This is a genomic window from Oceanobacillus jeddahensis (assembly GCF_000750635.1).
GTDB lineage: Bacteria > Bacillota > Bacilli > Bacillales > Amphibacillaceae > Oceanobacillus > Oceanobacillus jeddahense.
This window is the reverse complement of the sequence record NZ_CCDM010000001.1, coordinates 586,427-603,669: the sequence shown is the minus strand read 5'-3', so window position 1 is coordinate 603,669 and position 17,243 is coordinate 586,427. Positions and strand designations below refer to the sequence as shown.

17 protein-coding genes and 1 other annotated feature are annotated in these 17,243 nt (G+C 37.9%); of the genes, 3 read left to right on the top strand and 14 right to left on the bottom strand.

Going from position 1 to position 17,243, the window contains the following annotated elements:
- Positions 1-192: 192 nt before the first annotated feature.
- The 9 genes from argH to BN986_RS02745 all read right to left on the bottom strand — a co-directional run bounded on the left by argH (position 193) and on the right by BN986_RS02745 (position 9,617).
- Positions 193-1,584: an argininosuccinate lyase gene (gene argH / locus BN986_RS02790; protein WP_040978108.1), complete on the bottom strand. Its 1,392-nt coding sequence runs from the start codon at positions 1,582-1,584 to the stop codon at positions 193-195.
- A complete protein-coding gene (locus BN986_RS02785) occupies positions 1,581-2,834 on the bottom strand; it encodes an argininosuccinate synthase (RefSeq protein WP_040978106.1) in 1,254 nt (417 codons plus the stop codon). The genes argH and BN986_RS02785 overlap by 4 nt, the downstream gene beginning before the upstream one ends.
- Positions 2,835-3,114: 280 nt before the next feature.
- Complete coding sequence (locus tag BN986_RS02780; RefSeq protein WP_052400597.1) at positions 3,115-3,666, bottom strand: GNAT family N-acetyltransferase; 552 nt, start codon at positions 3,664-3,666, stop codon at positions 3,115-3,117.
- Between the two features lie 110 nt (positions 3,667-3,776).
- A complete protein-coding gene (locus BN986_RS02775; protein WP_262362459.1) occupies positions 3,777-4,442 on the bottom strand; it encodes an SDR family oxidoreductase in 666 nt (221 codons plus the stop codon).
- Between the two features lie 72 nt (positions 4,443-4,514).
- Positions 4,515-4,928 (bottom strand): GNAT family N-acetyltransferase, encoded by a 414-nt coding sequence (locus BN986_RS02770; protein ID WP_040978104.1) that lies wholly within the window; start codon positions 4,926-4,928, stop codon positions 4,515-4,517.
- 740 nt (positions 4,929-5,668) lie between these two features.
- Positions 5,669-6,502, bottom strand: coding sequence for a phosphate ABC transporter ATP-binding protein PstB (pstB, locus tag BN986_RS02760; RefSeq protein WP_040978102.1), 834 nt, complete (start codon positions 6,500-6,502; stop codon positions 5,669-5,671).
- A 49-nt stretch (positions 6,503-6,551) separates the two neighbouring features.
- A complete protein-coding gene (gene pstA, locus BN986_RS02755; protein WP_040978101.1) occupies positions 6,552-7,442 on the bottom strand; it encodes a phosphate ABC transporter permease PstA in 891 nt (296 codons plus the stop codon).
- 1 nt (position 7,443) lies between these two features.
- Positions 7,444-8,388, bottom strand: coding sequence for a phosphate ABC transporter permease subunit PstC (gene pstC, locus BN986_RS02750; protein ID WP_040978100.1), 945 nt, complete (start codon positions 8,386-8,388; stop codon positions 7,444-7,446).
- Positions 8,389-8,657: 269 nt separating this feature from the next.
- The gene (locus tag BN986_RS02745; protein ID WP_040978099.1) at positions 8,658-9,617 is read right to left on the bottom strand and encodes a PstS family phosphate ABC transporter substrate-binding protein; all 960 of its coding nucleotides are present in this window, start codon (positions 9,615-9,617) and stop codon (positions 8,658-8,660) included.
- Positions 9,618-10,051: 434 nt separating this feature from the next.
- Positions 10,052-10,321: a binding site (T-box leader), on the top strand.
- A 93-nt stretch (positions 10,322-10,414) separates the two neighbouring features.
- On the opposite strand from BN986_RS02745, the gene BN986_RS02740 reads away from it, so the two are divergent.
- The gene (locus tag BN986_RS02740) at positions 10,415-11,266 is read left to right on the top strand and encodes an SAM hydrolase/SAM-dependent halogenase family protein (protein WP_040978098.1); all 852 of its coding nucleotides are present in this window, start codon (positions 10,415-10,417) and stop codon (positions 11,264-11,266) included.
- A gap of 160 nt (positions 11,267-11,426) precedes the next feature.
- Here the strand turns inward: BN986_RS02740 and BN986_RS02735 are convergent, their stop codons facing one another.
- Genes BN986_RS02735 through BN986_RS02715 form a run of 5 tightly spaced genes read right to left on the bottom strand, consistent with a single transcriptional unit; the run spans position 11,427 to position 14,987 of the window.
- Complete coding sequence (locus BN986_RS02735; RefSeq protein WP_040978097.1) at positions 11,427-12,116, bottom strand: ABC transporter ATP-binding protein; 690 nt, start codon at positions 12,114-12,116, stop codon at positions 11,427-11,429.
- A gap of 6 nt (positions 12,117-12,122) precedes the next feature.
- A complete protein-coding gene (locus tag BN986_RS02730; protein ID WP_040978096.1) occupies positions 12,123-13,190 on the bottom strand; it encodes an ABC transporter permease in 1,068 nt (355 codons plus the stop codon).
- A 50-nt stretch (positions 13,191-13,240) separates the two neighbouring features.
- Complete coding sequence (locus BN986_RS02725) at positions 13,241-14,212, bottom strand: aminoglycoside phosphotransferase family protein (protein WP_040978095.1); 972 nt, start codon at positions 14,210-14,212, stop codon at positions 13,241-13,243.
- Between the two features lie 33 nt (positions 14,213-14,245).
- Complete coding sequence (def, locus tag BN986_RS02720; RefSeq protein ID WP_040978094.1) at positions 14,246-14,803, bottom strand: peptide deformylase; 558 nt, start codon at positions 14,801-14,803, stop codon at positions 14,246-14,248.
- A complete protein-coding gene (locus BN986_RS02715; RefSeq protein WP_040978093.1) occupies positions 14,787-14,987 on the bottom strand; it encodes a helix-turn-helix transcriptional regulator in 201 nt (66 codons plus the stop codon). Before BN986_RS02715 ends, def begins: the two co-directional genes overlap by 17 nt.
- Before the next feature lie 293 nt (positions 14,988-15,280).
- On the opposite strand from BN986_RS02715, the gene BN986_RS02710 reads away from it, so the two are divergent.
- Together BN986_RS02710 and BN986_RS02705 are read left to right on the top strand one after the other, a co-directional pair.
- On the top strand, positions 15,281-16,393 hold the full coding sequence (locus BN986_RS02710; protein ID WP_420836088.1) for a YibE/F family protein: 1,113 nt from the start codon (positions 15,281-15,283) through the stop codon (positions 16,391-16,393).
- Positions 16,390-17,172: a YibE/F family protein gene (locus BN986_RS02705; protein WP_040978090.1), complete on the top strand. Its 783-nt coding sequence runs from the start codon at positions 16,390-16,392 to the stop codon at positions 17,170-17,172. Before BN986_RS02710 ends, BN986_RS02705 begins: the two co-directional genes overlap by 4 nt.
- Positions 17,173-17,243 lie beyond the last annotated feature (71 nt).

Here is a 17,243-nt window from a genome sequence, read left to right as displayed (position 1 = left end):
AGCTGTAAAAAAGATAACAGGTCCTGCCACTTTATGAAAAAGAAACAAGCAGATACCCAATCACTTTCTATACTACCTTTTTATATTCCCATTTCCAGCTTTTTTACACCCTCAATTTATTTTCTTATTGTGTAAAAAACAAAATAAAGGAACCCACTAATATGGGCTCCATTCATTTTCTTCTCTTATTTACTATACCTTATCTGGATCAGACAATTCCAGTAATTGCTCTGCTTTGTCAATTTGATCTAAAACACTTTGTTTTGCTGTACCGCCAGCAGCTGCTCTTGCGTTAACAACAGTTTCTGGCTTCAGTGCTTCAAAAATATCTTCTTCGACAACATCTGAATATTGTTTAAATTCATCTAAACTCACATTCAGCAGATACTTACCGGTCTGAATACAGTTTAAAACAACCTGCCCGACAACAGCATGCGCTTCACGGAAAGTAAGTCCTTTATTTACCAGATAATCTGCTAAATCCGTAGCATTCGAATAGTCATTCGAAACAGCCTGGTACATACTTTCTTTGTTTACCTCCATCGATTCGATCATTCCAGCAAAGAGCTGCAGCGCGCCTCTCATCGTCTCATGCGAATCAAACATGCCTTCTTTATCTTCTTGCATATCTTTATTATAGGCAAGCGGCAAGCCCTTTAATGTGGTTAACATCCCAAGCAAATTACCATAGAGACGACCTGTTTTTCCACGAACCAGCTCTGCTACATCCGGATTTTTCTTTTGCGGCATCATACTGCTTCCTGTTGTATAAGAGTCATCCAGCTCGACAAAATTAAATTCCGCGCTCGACCACTGCACAAGCTCTTCACAAAGACGTGATAAATGTGTACCAATTAACGAACTATTGGAGAGGAATTCCACGACAAAATCACGATCGCTTACTGCATCTAGACTATTTTCACAAATTCCATCAAAATCAAGCTGTTCAGCTACAAAAGCGCGATCAATCGGAAAAGTTGTCCCAGCCAAAGCTCCTGCGCCTAGCGGTGATTTATTCACACGCTTCAAACTGTCCTCCATACGCTCTACATCACGCTGAAACATAAATACATATGCCATCATATGATGCGCGAATAAAACAGGCTGTGCACGCTGCAAATGTGTATATCCCGGCATAATGACATCGATGTTTGCCTTTGCCTGCCCGATAAGTGCTTGCTGAACTGATTTTAAGAGCACAATCAGTTCGGAGATTGCCTCTCTTGCATACAGACGCATATCCAAAGCCACTTGATCATTTCTGCTACGTCCAGTATGAAGCTTGCCTCCTACCGGACCAATTTCTTCAATCAGCAATCTTTCCACATTCATATGGATGTCTTCATCCGCTTCTGACAATTCAGCTTCCCCGGCTTCAATTTTGGCCAGAACTTTTTTCAGCCCTTCTGTAATCTGATCAGCATCTTCTCCAGATATAATATCGCATTTCTTCAGCATCTCAACATGAGCCAGGCTGCCTTTAACATCATATTTCGCTAACTTCTGATCAAAACGAATCGACGAGGTATACTCGTCGACTAATTCATTCGTTGGTTTTGTAAACCTTCCACCCCATAATTTCACGGATTAACAGCTTCCTTTACCTCTAGTTTTACTTTCTCAATTGATTTGTTTCCCTGAGGACCATTTACTGAAGCATGTACTTGTGTCGGCAGTCCCCAGAGTTTAATAAATCCTAATGCTGCATCATGGTCAAATGCATCATCTTTATTATAAGTTGCTAAATCAAAGTCATACAAGGAGTTTGCAGACTCTCTTCCAACAACATGTGCATGACCTTTATACAATTTCACTTTTACTGTACCAGAAACATGTTCTTGTGTCTTCTCAATAAAAGCCTGTAGTGCTTCTGTTAATGGAGAATACCATAAACCGTAATAAACAGCCTGAGATAGTTTCTGCTCCACAATTGGTTTAAATTCCGCTACTTCACGAGGCAACGTCAATGCTTCCAGTTCTTGATGGGCGTTGATTAATGTCATTGCAGCTGGAGCCTCATAAATTTCTCTTGATTTAATTCCAACCAAGCGATTTTCTACATGGTCAATTCTTCCAACACCATGTTTTCCAGCAATCTCATTTAACGTAAGAATCAATTCGTCTAAATCTAATTTTTTCCCATCTAATGAAACTGGCTTCCCTTGTTCAAATGTAATTTGTACAGTTTGCGCTTCATCTGGTGCATCTACAGGATCTTGCGTTAAATCATATGCATCTTTTGGAGCTTCTGCCCATGGGTCCTCTAGAATGCCACATTCATTACTTCTTCCCCATAGGTTCTGATCAATACTGTATGGGCTGTCTTTTTTAATTGGGATCGGAATACCATGTTCTTTCGCATATTCAATTTCTTCTTCTCTGGACATCGCCCATTCACGAACCGGAGCAACGATCTTCAATTCCGGATTTAGTGCTGTAAATGCAACATCAAAACGAACTTGGTCATTTCCTTTTCCTGTACAGCCGTGCGCTACAGCTACTGCTCCTTCTTCCTCTGCAATATCCACCAATATTTTGGCGATCAATGGGCGGGATAATGCGGAAATTAACGGATATTTCCCTTCATAAAGCAGGTTAGCCTGCAATGCTGGCAATACATATTCATCAGAATAAAGTTTTTTCGCATCAATCACATATGATTTAATAGCACCGACATCCAATGCTTTTTGTTTCACAAATTCTAAATCTTTCCCTTCCCCTACATCCAATGCTACTGCAATCACGTCATAATTATATTTATCCTGTAACCATTTCACCGCTACAGATGTATCTAATCCTCCAGAATAAGCTAAAACGATCTTGTCTTTTGCCACTTAAAAAATCCCCTCTCGTAAATGTGCTGTTATCGAATTATTATGCATCATTATGTATAATAATGCAAGGGGTATTTTAAAATTTTTTTATTTTTTTGCGGAATTCAGCTTTTACCCTGTCATGACGTGTAGTTTCAAGCTTTTTTTCTTTATTTACAGAAACATATATAATGACATATGTGAACATTTATCAGAAAAAACACCTACTCGAAAGCAATGAATTATGTATATTTTTCTTCATAAGTAATGTTTAAGTTGTATAGGGATATTACTTGGAAAATCAGGATTTCATTTCGTTTAATATTTTCCCCATGATTACTTGAAGATTGGCCTCTGAAATAACAGGAGCATCGTTTTTAATAAGTTCCCAGCCTTTCTTTCTATACAGATTCACTGCAGGCTTATTTTTAACACCCGTTGTTAATACAGCAGTTTTACAATTCGTATTTGCTAATAACGCATCATGTAGTTTACTTGCAACACCAAGGCGTTTATAAGAGTGATGCACTGCCAGCTCAACAAATTCAAAACAGTCATAGAGCCAACTATCTATTTGATCTTCTGGTAATTGATCAGCAATTTTTTCTCTGTAAAATTGGTTTGGCAAGCTTGTATAACCATATGCAAAACCAATGACATTTCCTGCTTCGTCTCTAGATTTTATCCCAACAAAACCTTCATATCCGGCATGCTTTCGTAAATTTTTCACAGCATTTCCTTTATCCTCATGGGAGTAATCAGCTGTTAAAAAAGTCATACAATACAATTCTGCGATTTTTTCTATATCAGAATCATCTTGGTAAAAATAATCCATTTTTATGTTTTCTATCATTTCGAACTCCCCCTTTGACTTTTGTCTAATGATTAAAAATATATCTTGTTCATTTCAATTATAATTAGTACACTAAAAAGACGCTCCTAAAAGAGCGCCCTCATAATTATTTAAATTTTTTCGATAGCATCACTTATAGTGTCTACCCCCGTAATTAAATCAAAGCCTTTTTGATACGTATTCGGGGCTTCGAGTGCTTCAACAATGGTTGCTGCTACATCTTCACGAGGAATGCTGCCTCTCTCCAGATTTTCACCGGCCAGAACTTTTCCGGTTCCAGGCTCATTCTGTAATCCGCCTGGACGGACAATGGTATAGTCAAGGCCGCTTTGCATCAGTGTTTCATCTGCAAAGTGTTTAGCTACCATGTACGGCTTAATTGGACTGTCTGCCCAACTATCCCGGTTATGTGCCTGAAATGCACTCACCATCACAAAGCGATTGACGTTGGCATTTTTTGCAGCCTCAATCGATTTTACTGCTCCATCCAAGTCAATGAGCAATGTCTTATCTGGACCGGTATGTCCGCCGGATCCTGCTGTAAACACCACTGCATCAGCATCTCTTATCGCACTTTCCAACTCAGAAATACTTCCCTCTAAATCCACTAAAACAGCTTGGATTCCTCTATCTTCTAATTCTTTTTTCTGTCCTTCTTTACGAACCATCGCCGTAACCTCATGTTGTTCATGTGCATGCAGCTGATTCACAAGATGTTTTCCAATTTGTCCGTTTGCTCCAATAACAACTACATTCATATCTGACAACTCCTTTATATCATTCTTCTATTTTATTATGTTCCCTTCCAGAAAATATCCAAACTTAGTTAAGACAGATATTTAGATCTGTTAAGCCTTTAGTTGCGCAAAAGCAACCGCAACTCCCTGATCACATGATTTAAACCCATTCTTTTCGTAAAAGTATCTTGTATGAGGAGCTTCTTCCGTTAATAAGACTTTTTGACGCACATCCGCATATTTTTTTAATACGCTTTGCATTAATACAGAACCAATTTTTTGGTTTTGATATGCATTTCTCACAAGTAAATCTTGAATATAGACGATAGACAAGCCATCACCTACTACTCTAATCAATCCGATTAACTCACCTTCATGCCAGGCTGTTAAAACATACAGAGAGTTCTCAACAGACTGCTGCAGCATATCTGTATCTTTTGTATAGGCAGACCAGCCAACATCTATATACAACTCCTCTAAACACTGCTTATCCAGCTTTTTCATTTCTTTATATGTAAATTGCATGCTACTCACCTTCTTCTATTCAAATTAAATTTATTATACCGTACGGATCAAACCATTCATAAAATAACGCTTTCAAAATTTAATAAAGCATGTTTACCTTTTGTATGAAGGGGAAAATGACTATATATTTATGTTATTAAAAGTTTAGCAGAAGGCGGGGGAACTATGGCTTTAGCTAAGAAAGCTTTTATACTGAGTGGCATTATATATTTTTTCATCTCCATTTTGTATAGATTCTATCCAACAATTTGGATGGCTTTCATAGAATTATTCGCTATGCTAGCTTTTATTGTTTTATTATTATGGACTTATACAAGCTTCGCATCCAGAAAATACGTCCATTTATTTATCGTCTTAGTTATTCTTGTTCCGGCAGCGTTTCATATTATTTATAAAATAATTTCGTGAACGTTGTTATGTAATTTTTTTATGCCAGATTACTTTCACAAGGCCGTGCTCCTCCCCTCATCAAGACATTGGCAAAGATAGTATACGATCCCAGCGTAAATAATACTTAGATAATGGAAAAGGTTTTTTCAGAGAACGTAGAAACAGACGAACGCATTTGCACATACTGTCATAACCTTGTGGTATCCACAGGCTGTGGACAAATTCAGAAAACCTTCTTCTCTTACGTCTCATTTTTTAAACTTGAGACCACCCTCTACTATTTTTCAATACGCGGCAGACGAATAAAAAAGAATGACCTGAAAAGCCATTCTCATAGAAGTCTTATTTCATTAACCAAATCGTCCAGAAATATAATCTCCTGTCCGATCATCTGCTGGATTATTGAAAATATGATCCGTCTTATCATATTCAATAATCTCCCCATTTAAGAAGAATGCTGTCTTGTCAGAAATACGAGCTGCCTGCTGCATATTATGCGTTACAATAACAATCGCATAATCCTTCTTCAACTCCTGTACAAGCTCTTCAATGCGTAAGGTTGATTTTGGGTCTAATGCTGATGTTGGTTCATCCATTAAAATAACATTCGGTTCCACTGCCAGACAACGAGCAATACATAGACGTTGCTGCTGACCACCTGATAAACCGTAGGCATTATCCCCAAGGCGGTCTTTTACCTCATCCCAGATAAAAGCACCACGCAAGCTGTTTTCAACAATTTCATCAAGAATCTTCTTGTTTTTTATACCATGGATTTTAGGGCCATAAGCAATATTTTCATAGATTGATTTTGGAAATGGATTTGCTTTTTGAAAAACCATCCCAACTTGCGTGCGTAAATCTTCTACTCGAAAGGACTTATCTAAAATATTTTTGCCTTTATACGTAATCTGACCAGATGTCTTTACGGTTGGAACTAATTCAACCATCCGATTCAATGTCTTCAAATACGTGGACTTTCCACAACCAGAAGGTCCGATAATCGCCGTTACTTCTTTTTCGTTGATACCCATATTAATATTTTTTAAAGCATGTGTTTCCCCGTACCATAAGTTTAATCCTTTTGTATCATAAACGACCTCTTTAGGCGCTTCCGGTTCGTTTTTTTCATTTGGGTTTCTTACAAGCTTTAAATTAATTTGTTTCGTCATTACAGTACTCATAGAATATTCTCCTCTCCTATTTCAGCTTATTAAATTCTGTCTCATTCATTTAGTAGCGCTGCTGAAACTTATTCCGAATCAAAATAGCGATGGAGTTTAACAAAAACAGCAAAACCAATAATACAATAATCGTTGCAGCCGCTAAATTCGCATATTCTGCTACAAGGGAAGAGTCAATCGTCCAATAATAAACTTGCATCGGCAATGCCGTAAATGTATCAAAAATACCGGATGGGAATGGAATTAATAAAGCCGGTATGCCAAGAACGGTTAATGGAGCTGTTTCTCCAATCGCACGGGATAATGCTAAAATCGCTCCTGTTAAAATACCTGGTAGTGCTGCTGGCAAAATAATACGTCTAATCGTTTGCCATTTTGTAGCCCCCATCCCGTAAGATGCTTCACTTAAGCTGCCCGGTACTGCCCGCAACGCTTCTTGTGCTGCAACAATAACGATGGGAAGAACAAGTAAAGCTAAGGTTAAGCCACCAGCTAAGATAACATTGCCAAACTCTAAAGCACGGACAAATAACGTCAAACCTAGTAATCCATACACAATGGACGGAACACCTGCCAGATTGGAAATATTTGTTGCAATAAAGGATTGAACTTTTCCTTTCTTTGCATACAATTCCATGTAGATGGCTGTTCCCACACCAATAACCATAGTTACTGGAATAACGACCACCATCAGCCATGCAGTGCCTAAAATAGCTCCCATAATTCCTGCTCTGCTCGCATCAGTCGATAGGTGATTCGTCAGAAAATCCATATTGATATATTCTATTCCCTGGGTAAAAATACGGACAAGCAATACTGCCAGCACAACCAGACCAAATAATGTGGAGGCAAAAAAGAGACCTTTAAAGCCTGTATTTTTTCGCACACGGGACGACATACGCTTCTCAACAAGCACGGCATCCATATATTTCGTTGCCATCTCAGTATTCCTCCCTAAACTTCCGTGAAATATATTTTGCTAATAGATTCATAATGAGTGTAAAAACAAATAGTGTTAACGCCACAGCATACAGACTATAATAAATAGTCGTTCCTGCTGCTGCTTCCCCGCCTGCTACTTCTACGATATAAGCAGTCATTGTCTGCATAGACCCAGTAATATCAAACGAGAAATTCTTGGAGCTTCCGCTTGCAATAGCTACAATCATCGTTTCACCTATTGCCCGGGAAATACCAAGCACAAAGGAAGCAATAATTCCAGATAACGCTGCTGGTATAACTACTTTAAATGTTGTCTCAAACTTTGTTGATCCAAGCGCTAAAGCTCCTTCTCGAATAGAATTCGGAACAGATGACATGGCATCTTCTGACAGGGAAGCAATCATTGGAATAATCATTACCCCCATAATAATTCCTGGACTAAGAATATTTGTTGCTTCAATGGAAGGAAAAACCATTCTCAGTAAAGGTGTCACAAATGTAAACGCAAAGAACCCGTAAACAATTGTTGGAACGCCAGCTAAAATCTCCAGTAATGGCTTTAGTACTCTCCGTACATTGTCAGGAGCATACTCACTCAAATAGATTGCTGACATCATTCCGATTGGTCCGGCTACCAGCATGGCAATAACGGTTGAAATGATCGTTCCATTTAATAAAGGTAATAAACCAAATTCAGGATTTTGGCTTAACGGTCTTAATACTGTTCCTGTAAGGAAATCCAGAATCGGCACATTTCGGAAAAACGCAACCGATTCAGCGAATAAAGTATAAACAATCCCAACTGTTGTAAGAACCGATATGGAAGCAATAATCAATAATAGAGCTGGTATAAATTTTTCCAGCTGATTAAAGAATTTCCGTTTCTGTTTTTGTTGTTCAATCATTTTACTAACCGACGCACGGTTCTTATTATTTGTAGCCATGATGTTAAAGCCACCTTTCCTTCTCTTAGAAAAACGCATGTACTCGTTCATTCTTTACTAGCATAGAATGTGTTAACTTCGATGTTTCCACAAATATTTTTGAGGGGACGAGTAATCACAGCCCCAACTCCAGTCCCAGGTTGTGAGGATCTTAACCAACGTTCCTTTAAATCTATCATTTTTCATTCAACGACTGAGATCGGCCACGTCGTGTAAAATAAGAGGAAGATGAGAAGTGATTTCCCACACCGCTCATCTGTCTTCTTAACTTATTCGATTCCTTCTAAAACTTCCATCTGAGATTGGACTTCCTCATCAGGAATTGGTGCAAACCCTGTCTCCCCAGCAACATTATTTGTATTTTCTAAGACATATTTTGCGTAATCAAGAACTTCCGGTTTTTCCTGCGCATGATTTACATTCAAGTAAGTAAATACTGGTCGTGTATAATCTGCGTAAGGTCCATCCTCTGCAATTGTATCGAGAGAAGGATCAACCGCTCCTTCTCCAAAATCAATGGATACAGCATTAATTGTGTCTTGATTGCTTTGATAGTATCCAAAACCGAAGAATCCAATGGCGTTCTTATCTTCTGAAATCAATGTCACTAACGTAGAATAGTCTTGTTGAAGATCAATCCCTTCTATTAAATCCTGTTCTTCTAAAATCTCTTCGTAAAAGAATTCATATGTTCCATGATTTTCATTTGGACCATACGTTTTTATATCTTCGTTTGGCCAAGAGTCATCTATATCCGACCACTTTGTATAGTCTCCAAGAAAAATTCCTTGTACTTGCTCTGGAGTTAACTCTGTTGCCCAGTCATTATCTGGATGTGTCACAATCGTTAAACCATCTAAAGCAACCTTTAACTCTTGAACTTCTATACCTAACTCATCTGCTGTTGCTTGTTCTTCTTCTTTTATTTCCCGTGACGCATCGTTAAAGTCTGTACCATTTTCATCCAGAAACTTTTTAAAGCCTGCGCTTGTCCCGGCACGACTTACTTCTACTGATACACCTTGCTGTTCATTTATCATATAATCTTCAGCTAAACGTGCCATTAATGGATATACCGTACCTGAACCATCAATTGCAATGTTACCTGACAACTCTTCGTTATTATCAGATTCAGAATCTCCTGCACCATCTGCATTTCCTGAACCGCATGCTGCTAAGAAAAGTAAAGCAGCAACAAAAAAGAATAAAGTAAACCGTTTAAAGCTCATCAAAGTGCCCCCTTAAATTTATCCTCATTATTTACTGGACATTTCTCCTCTGTCCTTACTTTGAAGTATAAAGAAGAATTATTAATATAGTTTGCTGTTAATGTAAAGAATATGTAAATTACGTTTTATTTTAAGAGGGTGATTGTGTTTGAAAAATTAGATCCAACTTGAACAAACAGAAAAGACTCATCTACCATTACTGCATTTTCTTTTATGCTTGTCCTATTTCACTATCAATAGAAATAGTTACTTCTCTTATTATCCTATGCAAAGATATTTCATTTAGCATTGGAATTTAAGAAATGCAAAAATAACCTTAAAAACCAGTTATTTAGACCTTTATTATTTTTTTTAAAAAACTTGCTTTTTATATTTTTATTACTTATAATGACTTTAATTCGCATCTAACAATTGATTAAATCTTTTGTTATTTATTAAAAGCGTTGAAGAGGAAAAGTAAGATTCAACTATTTTTTCACAGAGAGCTTCGGTAGCTGAAAAGAAGTAAGAATAAGGATCTGAACAATGGCCTCTGAGCTTCGTACTGAAAATATCCATCAATATGAGTAGGTTCCGACGAGATTTGGTACTCGTTATCAATACCACAGTATTAAAGCTTCGGGCTTTCGTACTTGATGAGGCTGTATGTGTGAGCATACAGTAAAATAAGGTGGTACCACGTAAATTCCAACCACGTCCTTATCGTTTATTCGATACGGGCGTGGTTTTTTAGTTTCTTAATACCAATTGCTCATCGTGGAAAATACAAGCACCAGACAATAAGGAGGAATGTTGAAATGGGAAGAAATTTAGTCATTCAAACAGATTTTGGTCTTAGCGACGGAGCAGTCAGCGCAATGTATGGTGTGGCTCTTTCTGTAGATCCAAATCTTCGGGTATTTGACCTGACACATGATATTCCGCAATATAATATTTGGGAAGGTTCTTATCGTCTTTATCAAACGTTACCGTATTGGCCTGAAGAGACTGTTTTTATCTCTGTAGTTGATCCCGGAGTAGGAACTGCCAGGCTAAGTGTCGTTGTGAAAACGGTGAATAATCAATATATCGTGACACCAGATAACGGGACACTGACGCATATAAAAAAAGATATTGGAATTAAGGAAGCGAGAATCATTGATGAGAAAACAAACCGCCTGCCCAGATCCGGTGAATCTTATACTTTCCACGGCCGGGATATTTATGCATATACCGGAGCAAGGCTGGCTTCGGGGACGATCACCTTTGAAGAAGTTGGGAAGGCCGTTGATATAGACGATATTGTGGAACTTACCAAACCGGAAGCCTCTATAGAAAATAATACCGTCTACGGTAATATCGATATTTTAGATATTCGCTTTGGGAATCTATGGACCAATATCAGCAGAGAACTGTTTCAAGAAATGAATGTTGCTCATGGAGATGCATTTGAAGTTACGATCGCCAATAATCGGCAGCAGGTATATAAAAATATCATGACATACAGGCATTCCTTTGCGGAAATTCGGCTGGGCGAACCTTTATTGTATGTGAATTCATTAGATAATTTAGGAGTTGCTATCAACCAGGGATCATTTGCCAATGCGTATCATGTAGAGACAGGGCCTCATTGGCAAATTATTATCCGAAAAGTACTGAAAACGAATTAATTAAAAAAAGCTCTTTACCAAAATCCATGGGTGACAAATGGCTATTTTTTGATAATAGCAACCATAGATGTTGGTGTTGAACCAGAAAAAGTGAGGTGATTTTTAGAGAATTAAAAGTCACCTCACTTTTTTCCGGATATTATTCACTGCATTGTCATCACTATAACGTATGATGCGCACTTTCCTGCAATTCCATAGTACCATCTGTCATTTGATATACTTTATCGCAATCATCAATCAATCGCGTATCATGCGTCACCACAATCGTTGCTGTCTGCCTTTCTTTTGTGATTCTTTTCAGCATATGCATCACTTCAAACGCACGGTCAGAATCCAGTGATGCAGTTGGTTCATCGGCTAAGATAATACTTGGGTTTGTATAAAGTGCTTTGGCAATAGCAACCCGCTGTTTTTCTCCACCGGATAAATCTTTCGGAAAATTACGGATTAAATGATCAATCCCTAGTGACTGATAAAGTTCTTCTGCTTCCTCTTTTTGCATATTTCCTTTCTTCACCTTATCCAACAACTGCATTTGCTGCCCAACATTTAAATAAGGGACAAGATTGGATGCCTGCAAAACAAAACCTACTTCTTTCAGTCTTAATGTAGCACGATGTTTCTCCTTCACATCTGTCAAAGCTGTTCCATTAAGCCTGACTTCTCCTTCTGTCGGAGTCTGCAGCCCACCGGCAAGGGTTAAAAATGTACTTTTCCCAGAGCCAGAGGGACCAATAACAGCAATCAATTCTCCTTTTTCCGCTTCAAAATCCGTTTCTTTCATTGCTTCTACTTTTGTTCTGCCCGACCCAAAGGTTTTCTGTACTTTTTTCAATTCTAAAATAGCCATATTTCTTTACCCTCCTATCGCTTTTAGCGGATCAATTCGTACAATCGTCTGTACAGAGATAAACGCACCAATGATCGAGACAGCAATCAGGATGAGTCCATACATCAGCATTTCCATATAATGAAAGGCTACTGGTACAGCTGCCGGTAAAAAGAATCCTGTTAGAACAGCTAGAACCAACCCAATGATCACACCTGCTAAAGCAAGTAAAAATGTTTGCACGACAACAGAGCCGGCCAAATATCTGGAGGAGACTCCTTGAGCCTTCATTACTCCGAAAATACTTATCTTTTGAATGGTAAGTACATAAAGAAAAATTGCCAGTACTACTGCAGATATAATAAATAGAAAATATATCATTAAGGTTAACGTTAAATTCTGTTCCGTATAGCCCGGTAAATTCTCAATAAATGTTTCTGTATCAACGACCTGTAACGCTTCATCTGCTTCCACGCTTTCCAGATGATCTGTACGAATAACAAAGGCATTTACTGCATTCTCCGTACTTTCCGCCGTTTCCCCATATTGGATCGTCTCCAGCGTATCCTGATCAGTAAACAGGACGGGCGCTGCATTAAATCGGGCATTATCCGTAAATCCTGCGATTTCTAACGTTTCATCTGTGGAAGATAGAGAAACTTCATCACCGATTTCAAAGCCTTCTTCTTGTAAGGTGTCATCCGCTATTACCTGACCCTCATCTGCAAAAGCCTGCCCTTCTGTAACATTCGGCATGATAAAGGAATCTTTATCTACAGCAAAGATAAATACGTTTTCTTTTTTATCGCCGTTACTCGCAATCGCACTTAACTGAGACAAAGCCGTATATTCATCCGCCCCGGTTCCGTCAAAATCATCCTCCGATAAGACGGACTGCTGCAAGCGTAAATCGGATTCTTCTGTCAAAATAATTCCATCCGCTTCCCACTTATCAACAGCTTCCCGGTTTAATTGCTCCAACCCATTTGCCAGCCCCGATAAGAAGAAAACAAGGTAAGAAATAAGTACCAATACACCAATCACCAATGTAAAACGCAGCTTGTTATTCTTAATTTCATTCCAAGCTAAAAACATGCCTTCACTTCCCTCTGTCTTCATTACAAATACTATTGTCTGTTCCCTTTTCAGAGCATGTTTAACCCTGCAATCTCCAAAGGATCATTTTCATCGTCTGTTAAATCTTTTAAATAACCAATAATGCTATCTTTTTCTTGTATATCAAGCTCTTCATATAACAACTGCCCGGCAAACTCCCAAATATCCTCCAGTCTTCTTCTTAACTGATAAAAAACCAAAGCATCTTCATTAATATGATAATTCTTATGATACTGCTGATACACTTTGATAAAATGCTTCAAGTAAGGCTTATCTGTCAGAAACATAATATCTGCTTCAGCAGGAGCCAATTTCAATCCTTCCCAATCAATTAACAACAAGTTATCTGCCTGCATCAAATTCCAATGATGAAGATCTGTATGACATAGCACCTTATCTAATGAAGCAGTATGCAGTTTTTCTGACAGCTCTTTTATAGCATTAATCCACGTCCCTATCTTTTCCCGATTTTTATGCATAAAAGAATACCATTCTGCCGAAATCTGCTCTGTTTTGTCATGCATGATCTCTTCCAATTCCCTTACAAAGGATACCTCAAAATTCTCTGTCAGAGCCTCCGTTGGAAAAGGGATTTCCTCACCGAATAAATGGAGTGTGGCAATCATATGTGCAAATGCTTCCACCTGCTGCTCTGTTAAATCTTTTTCACCAATTGTTTGCCCTTGAATAAAAGGATACAATAGATAAATATTTTCCTCATCTTCACATTTGTAATTCCCTTCCCTAGTCTTTAACGGGACAGGGACCTTTCCTTTCAAACAACTGTTATGTTCTAACCATGCAACAATAGGAACGTATTGGTCTATCATTGCTGTTAATTTTGGAGTGGAAGCCCGGCTCTTTTCATAAGCTTTTAAAAAGTAGATAGTACCATTCTCTTTTACTTCAAAGGCAAGTGATGCCCATCCTCCCTGTTTGGGTTGGATGTGAATTGGATGGACATCATATTCTGTTTGTAAGATTGCAGTAAATTTATTCATTACGATAACCCCTTTCCTGAAGAAGCTTTAACCCTACTGCAAATTCAAAAAGGGCTGCTTCTCATTAATACGGTCAAAAAACATAATTCCATTCAGATGGTCCATTTCATGCTGCACTAGAATGGCACTATATCCTTTAAAGATATAGGTATGCTTCTCTCCTTCGATATCATAAGCCTGCACCTTTATTCTTTCATAACGTGGTACATGTCCATGTACTTCTCTATTAACAGACAGACAGCCTTCTCCTTCCGGCAGATATATCGTATTTGCAGCATGGCTGATTAGTTTGGGATTAATCAGTTTTAATTCGGTTGTTTCCCCGTTTTCTGTCTGGTATAAAGCTGCAAACATGCTTTTATTGATACCAACCTGGTTCGCCGAAAGCCCGGAGCCTGGTCTTAATTTATATTTCTTTGCGATATCAGGATCTTGGCTGTTTTTTAAATACATCAGCATACACTCCAGCTCTATTTTCGTTTCCTTAGAAACAGGCAAGCTTACAGGGTCAAGCTGCTTCCTTAAAATAGGAGCTCCTTCTTTTTTGATATCTTTCATGGTAATACGATACCCTTTATGAAATTTCGTCATAAATAAACACCTCTTCTACATTTTTATCAAGCGCTCTGGAAATTTTAAAAGCTAGTTCTAACGTCGGATCATATTTATCATTTTCGACACTATTAATCGTTTGTCTGGCCACACCGCAAAGTTTAGACAATTTCTCTTGTGTCATATTTGATTGCTTTCTTATTTTTTTTATAACATTTTTCACGCATTCAAGCCCCCTTTTTGTCAAAAGTATTGGACAAATTATAGCATTGATCAAAGAAAAATGTCCAAAGTTTAAGACATGATGAAATACGAATGCTCTTTTTATACATACTAAGGGATAAGACCAATAATTCTTTCCTGTATCGACCACAAACGTATTTTTTGCGATCCAAACATAGATAGAAATCATCTTGTTCATAAAAATTTTTGTTACTCTGCGTGTCCCCTTTTCATTAAAAGTGTTATCATAGTATATGTTTTCGGAAATATGAATAGGACTACCCTATTTTGGGAGTGATTACTTTGAAGGCATGGTTAAAAAATCGGACAAAAACCGAATATACTACCGTCTGTCTATTACTAATCGGATTTATCGCGTCCATGATTTTTATCAATAATAATTATGCATTATATGATAAAACAATCGTTCACATAACCGATGTGCAAGAAATAAATAGAGAAGATCAGCCAGATGAGCATGGCAATCAAGACGAAAAAGTCACACAGCATATCATTGGAGAAGTAAAAAATGGTTCAGAGAAAGGAGAAATAACCGAATTTGATAATGAATATGTTCAATCCTTGGCTTTAGACTACGAATTATCTGCAGGAGATGAAATTTTTCTAGCGCAGGATGGTGAGGCAACAGGGGATATCAAACGGGATAAATATTTCGTATTTGTCGCATGGATATTCCTATTTGTTTTATTAGCAGTCGGAAAGTCCAGGGGTGCTTTATCCGCGCTAAGTTTATTTGTCAATGCAGCAATTTTGTCGTTTGCATTAGATATTTATATACAGAATCCGAGTATCAGCCTTTCCGTTATTACTGCTTTGAGTATTATTATTTTTACTGTACTTTCACTATTGATGGCGACAGGATTTAACGAAAAAACCTATACTGCTATTCTTGCTACATTGATTGGCACAGTTATTTCCTTGGTGATTGCTTATGCAGCACTTCATTTCACAGACGAGCAAGGACTACGCTATGAAGAAATGGCCTTTTTAACCAGAAATCCCGAAACCATATTTATGGCAGGATTACTGATTGGTTCTTTAGGAGCTGTAATGGATGTTGCGATCACGTTATCAGCTTCCATGTTTGAGATGTTTGAGAAAAATAACCGGATCGATATAAAAACATTAAAAAAAGCAGGTTACGAAGTCGGGAAAGATATTATGGGCACCATGACCAATATTTTATTTTTTGCATATGTCAGCGGGTCACTGCCAATGCTGTTAATTTATTTTAAAAATGCAGCACCATTCGGCTTCACCATATCGATGAACCTTTCCCTTGAATTAACACGTGCTTTAGTCGGCGGGATCGGTATTGTACTGACGATTCCGATCGCAATCTATATTTCCATTTTCTTTATCCGGAGAAAGCAGGCGAAATTATGAATGTTCTTGTATTACTGGCAATCATATTATTTGCATTAATGGCTTGGGTAGGCGGCATGAAGGGCGTACGGTCTTTCATTGCCCTCTTTATCAATTTTATCATTGTACTGATGGCTGTTTTTGTCATGAATGACCCGTCTGGAAACCCCATTATTATTACACTCATTGCATGTGGTTTTATTAGTGCGGTCAGCTTGTTCTTCATTAATCGGGTAAACAATAAAACGATGCTCGCTTTTTTATCAACGATTGCGACGATGGTTATTTTAATCTTTTTCATCATTATCTTAACCGAACAGTCGATGATTTATGGACTTGGAGAAGAAGAAGCTGGAGAAATAACGGCTTTCAATGTGCATATTGGATTGAATTTCATCCAAATTGCTACAGCTGTTATCATTATGAGTACGATTGGAGCAATTGTAGATACAGCTATTTCTATCACTTCGCCGATGCGTGAAATTCATGACCAGAACCCGGATATTTCCAGAAAGCATCTATTCTTAGCTGGTATTCGGATTGGACGGGATATTCTGGGTACAAGCACAAACACGCTATTTTTCGCCTTTTTTGGAGGGTATATGGGACTCCTGATCTGGTTTAAGGATTTAGACTACTCTCTTGGCGATATTATAAATGCCAAAGTATTTAATGATGAAATGCTTGGAATTCTTATTTCGGGTCTTGGCATTGCCCTGGTTATTCCGATTGCTTCTTTGATGAGTGCGTATTATTTGAAGAAGAAAAAGAAAGAGGCTGTATTGGAGGATAAAGAATAGATTAAAAAAGTATAATCAAGTTATCAAGAAACCTGAATGCTGATTCCGCATGGATACATTTGGGTTTCTTT

What these genes read in the sequence shown, in the direction of transcription:
- BN986_RS02705 (WP_040978090.1), top strand. Translation starts at nt 16,390, where the DNA reads ATGAATGTTCTTGTATTACTGGCAATCATATTATTTGCATTAATGGCT.
- pstC (WP_040978100.1), bottom strand. Translation starts at nt 8,388, where the DNA reads ATGGCTACAAATAATAAGAACCGTGCGTCGGTTAGTAAAATGATTGAA.
- BN986_RS02740 (WP_040978098.1), top strand. Translation starts at nt 10,415, where the DNA reads ATGGGAAGAAATTTAGTCATTCAAACAGATTTTGGTCTTAGCGACGGA.
- BN986_RS02730 (WP_040978096.1), bottom strand. Translation starts at nt 13,190, where the DNA reads ATGTTTTTAGCTTGGAATGAAATTAAGAATAACAAGCTGCGTTTTACA.
- BN986_RS02780 (WP_052400597.1), bottom strand. Translation starts at nt 3,666, where the DNA reads ATGATAGAAAACATAAAAATGGATTATTTTTACCAAGATGATTCTGAT.
- BN986_RS02725 (WP_040978095.1), bottom strand. Translation starts at nt 14,212, where the DNA reads ATGAATAAATTTACTGCAATCTTACAAACAGAATATGATGTCCATCCA.
- pstB (WP_040978102.1), bottom strand. Translation starts at nt 6,502, where the DNA reads ATGAGTACTGTAATGACGAAACAAATTAATTTAAAGCTTGTAAGAAAC.
- BN986_RS02745 (WP_040978099.1), bottom strand. Translation starts at nt 9,617, where the DNA reads ATGAGCTTTAAACGGTTTACTTTATTCTTTTTTGTTGCTGCTTTACTT.
- def (WP_040978094.1), bottom strand. Translation starts at nt 14,803, where the DNA reads ATGACGAAATTTCATAAAGGGTATCGTATTACCATGAAAGATATCAAA.
- BN986_RS02770 (WP_040978104.1), bottom strand. Translation starts at nt 4,928, where the DNA reads ATGCAATTTACATATAAAGAAATGAAAAAGCTGGATAAGCAGTGTTTA.
- pstA (WP_040978101.1), bottom strand. Translation starts at nt 7,442, where the DNA reads ATGGCAACGAAATATATGGATGCCGTGCTTGTTGAGAAGCGTATGTCG.
- BN986_RS02735 (WP_040978097.1), bottom strand. Translation starts at nt 12,116, where the DNA reads ATGGCTATTTTAGAATTGAAAAAAGTACAGAAAACCTTTGGGTCGGGC.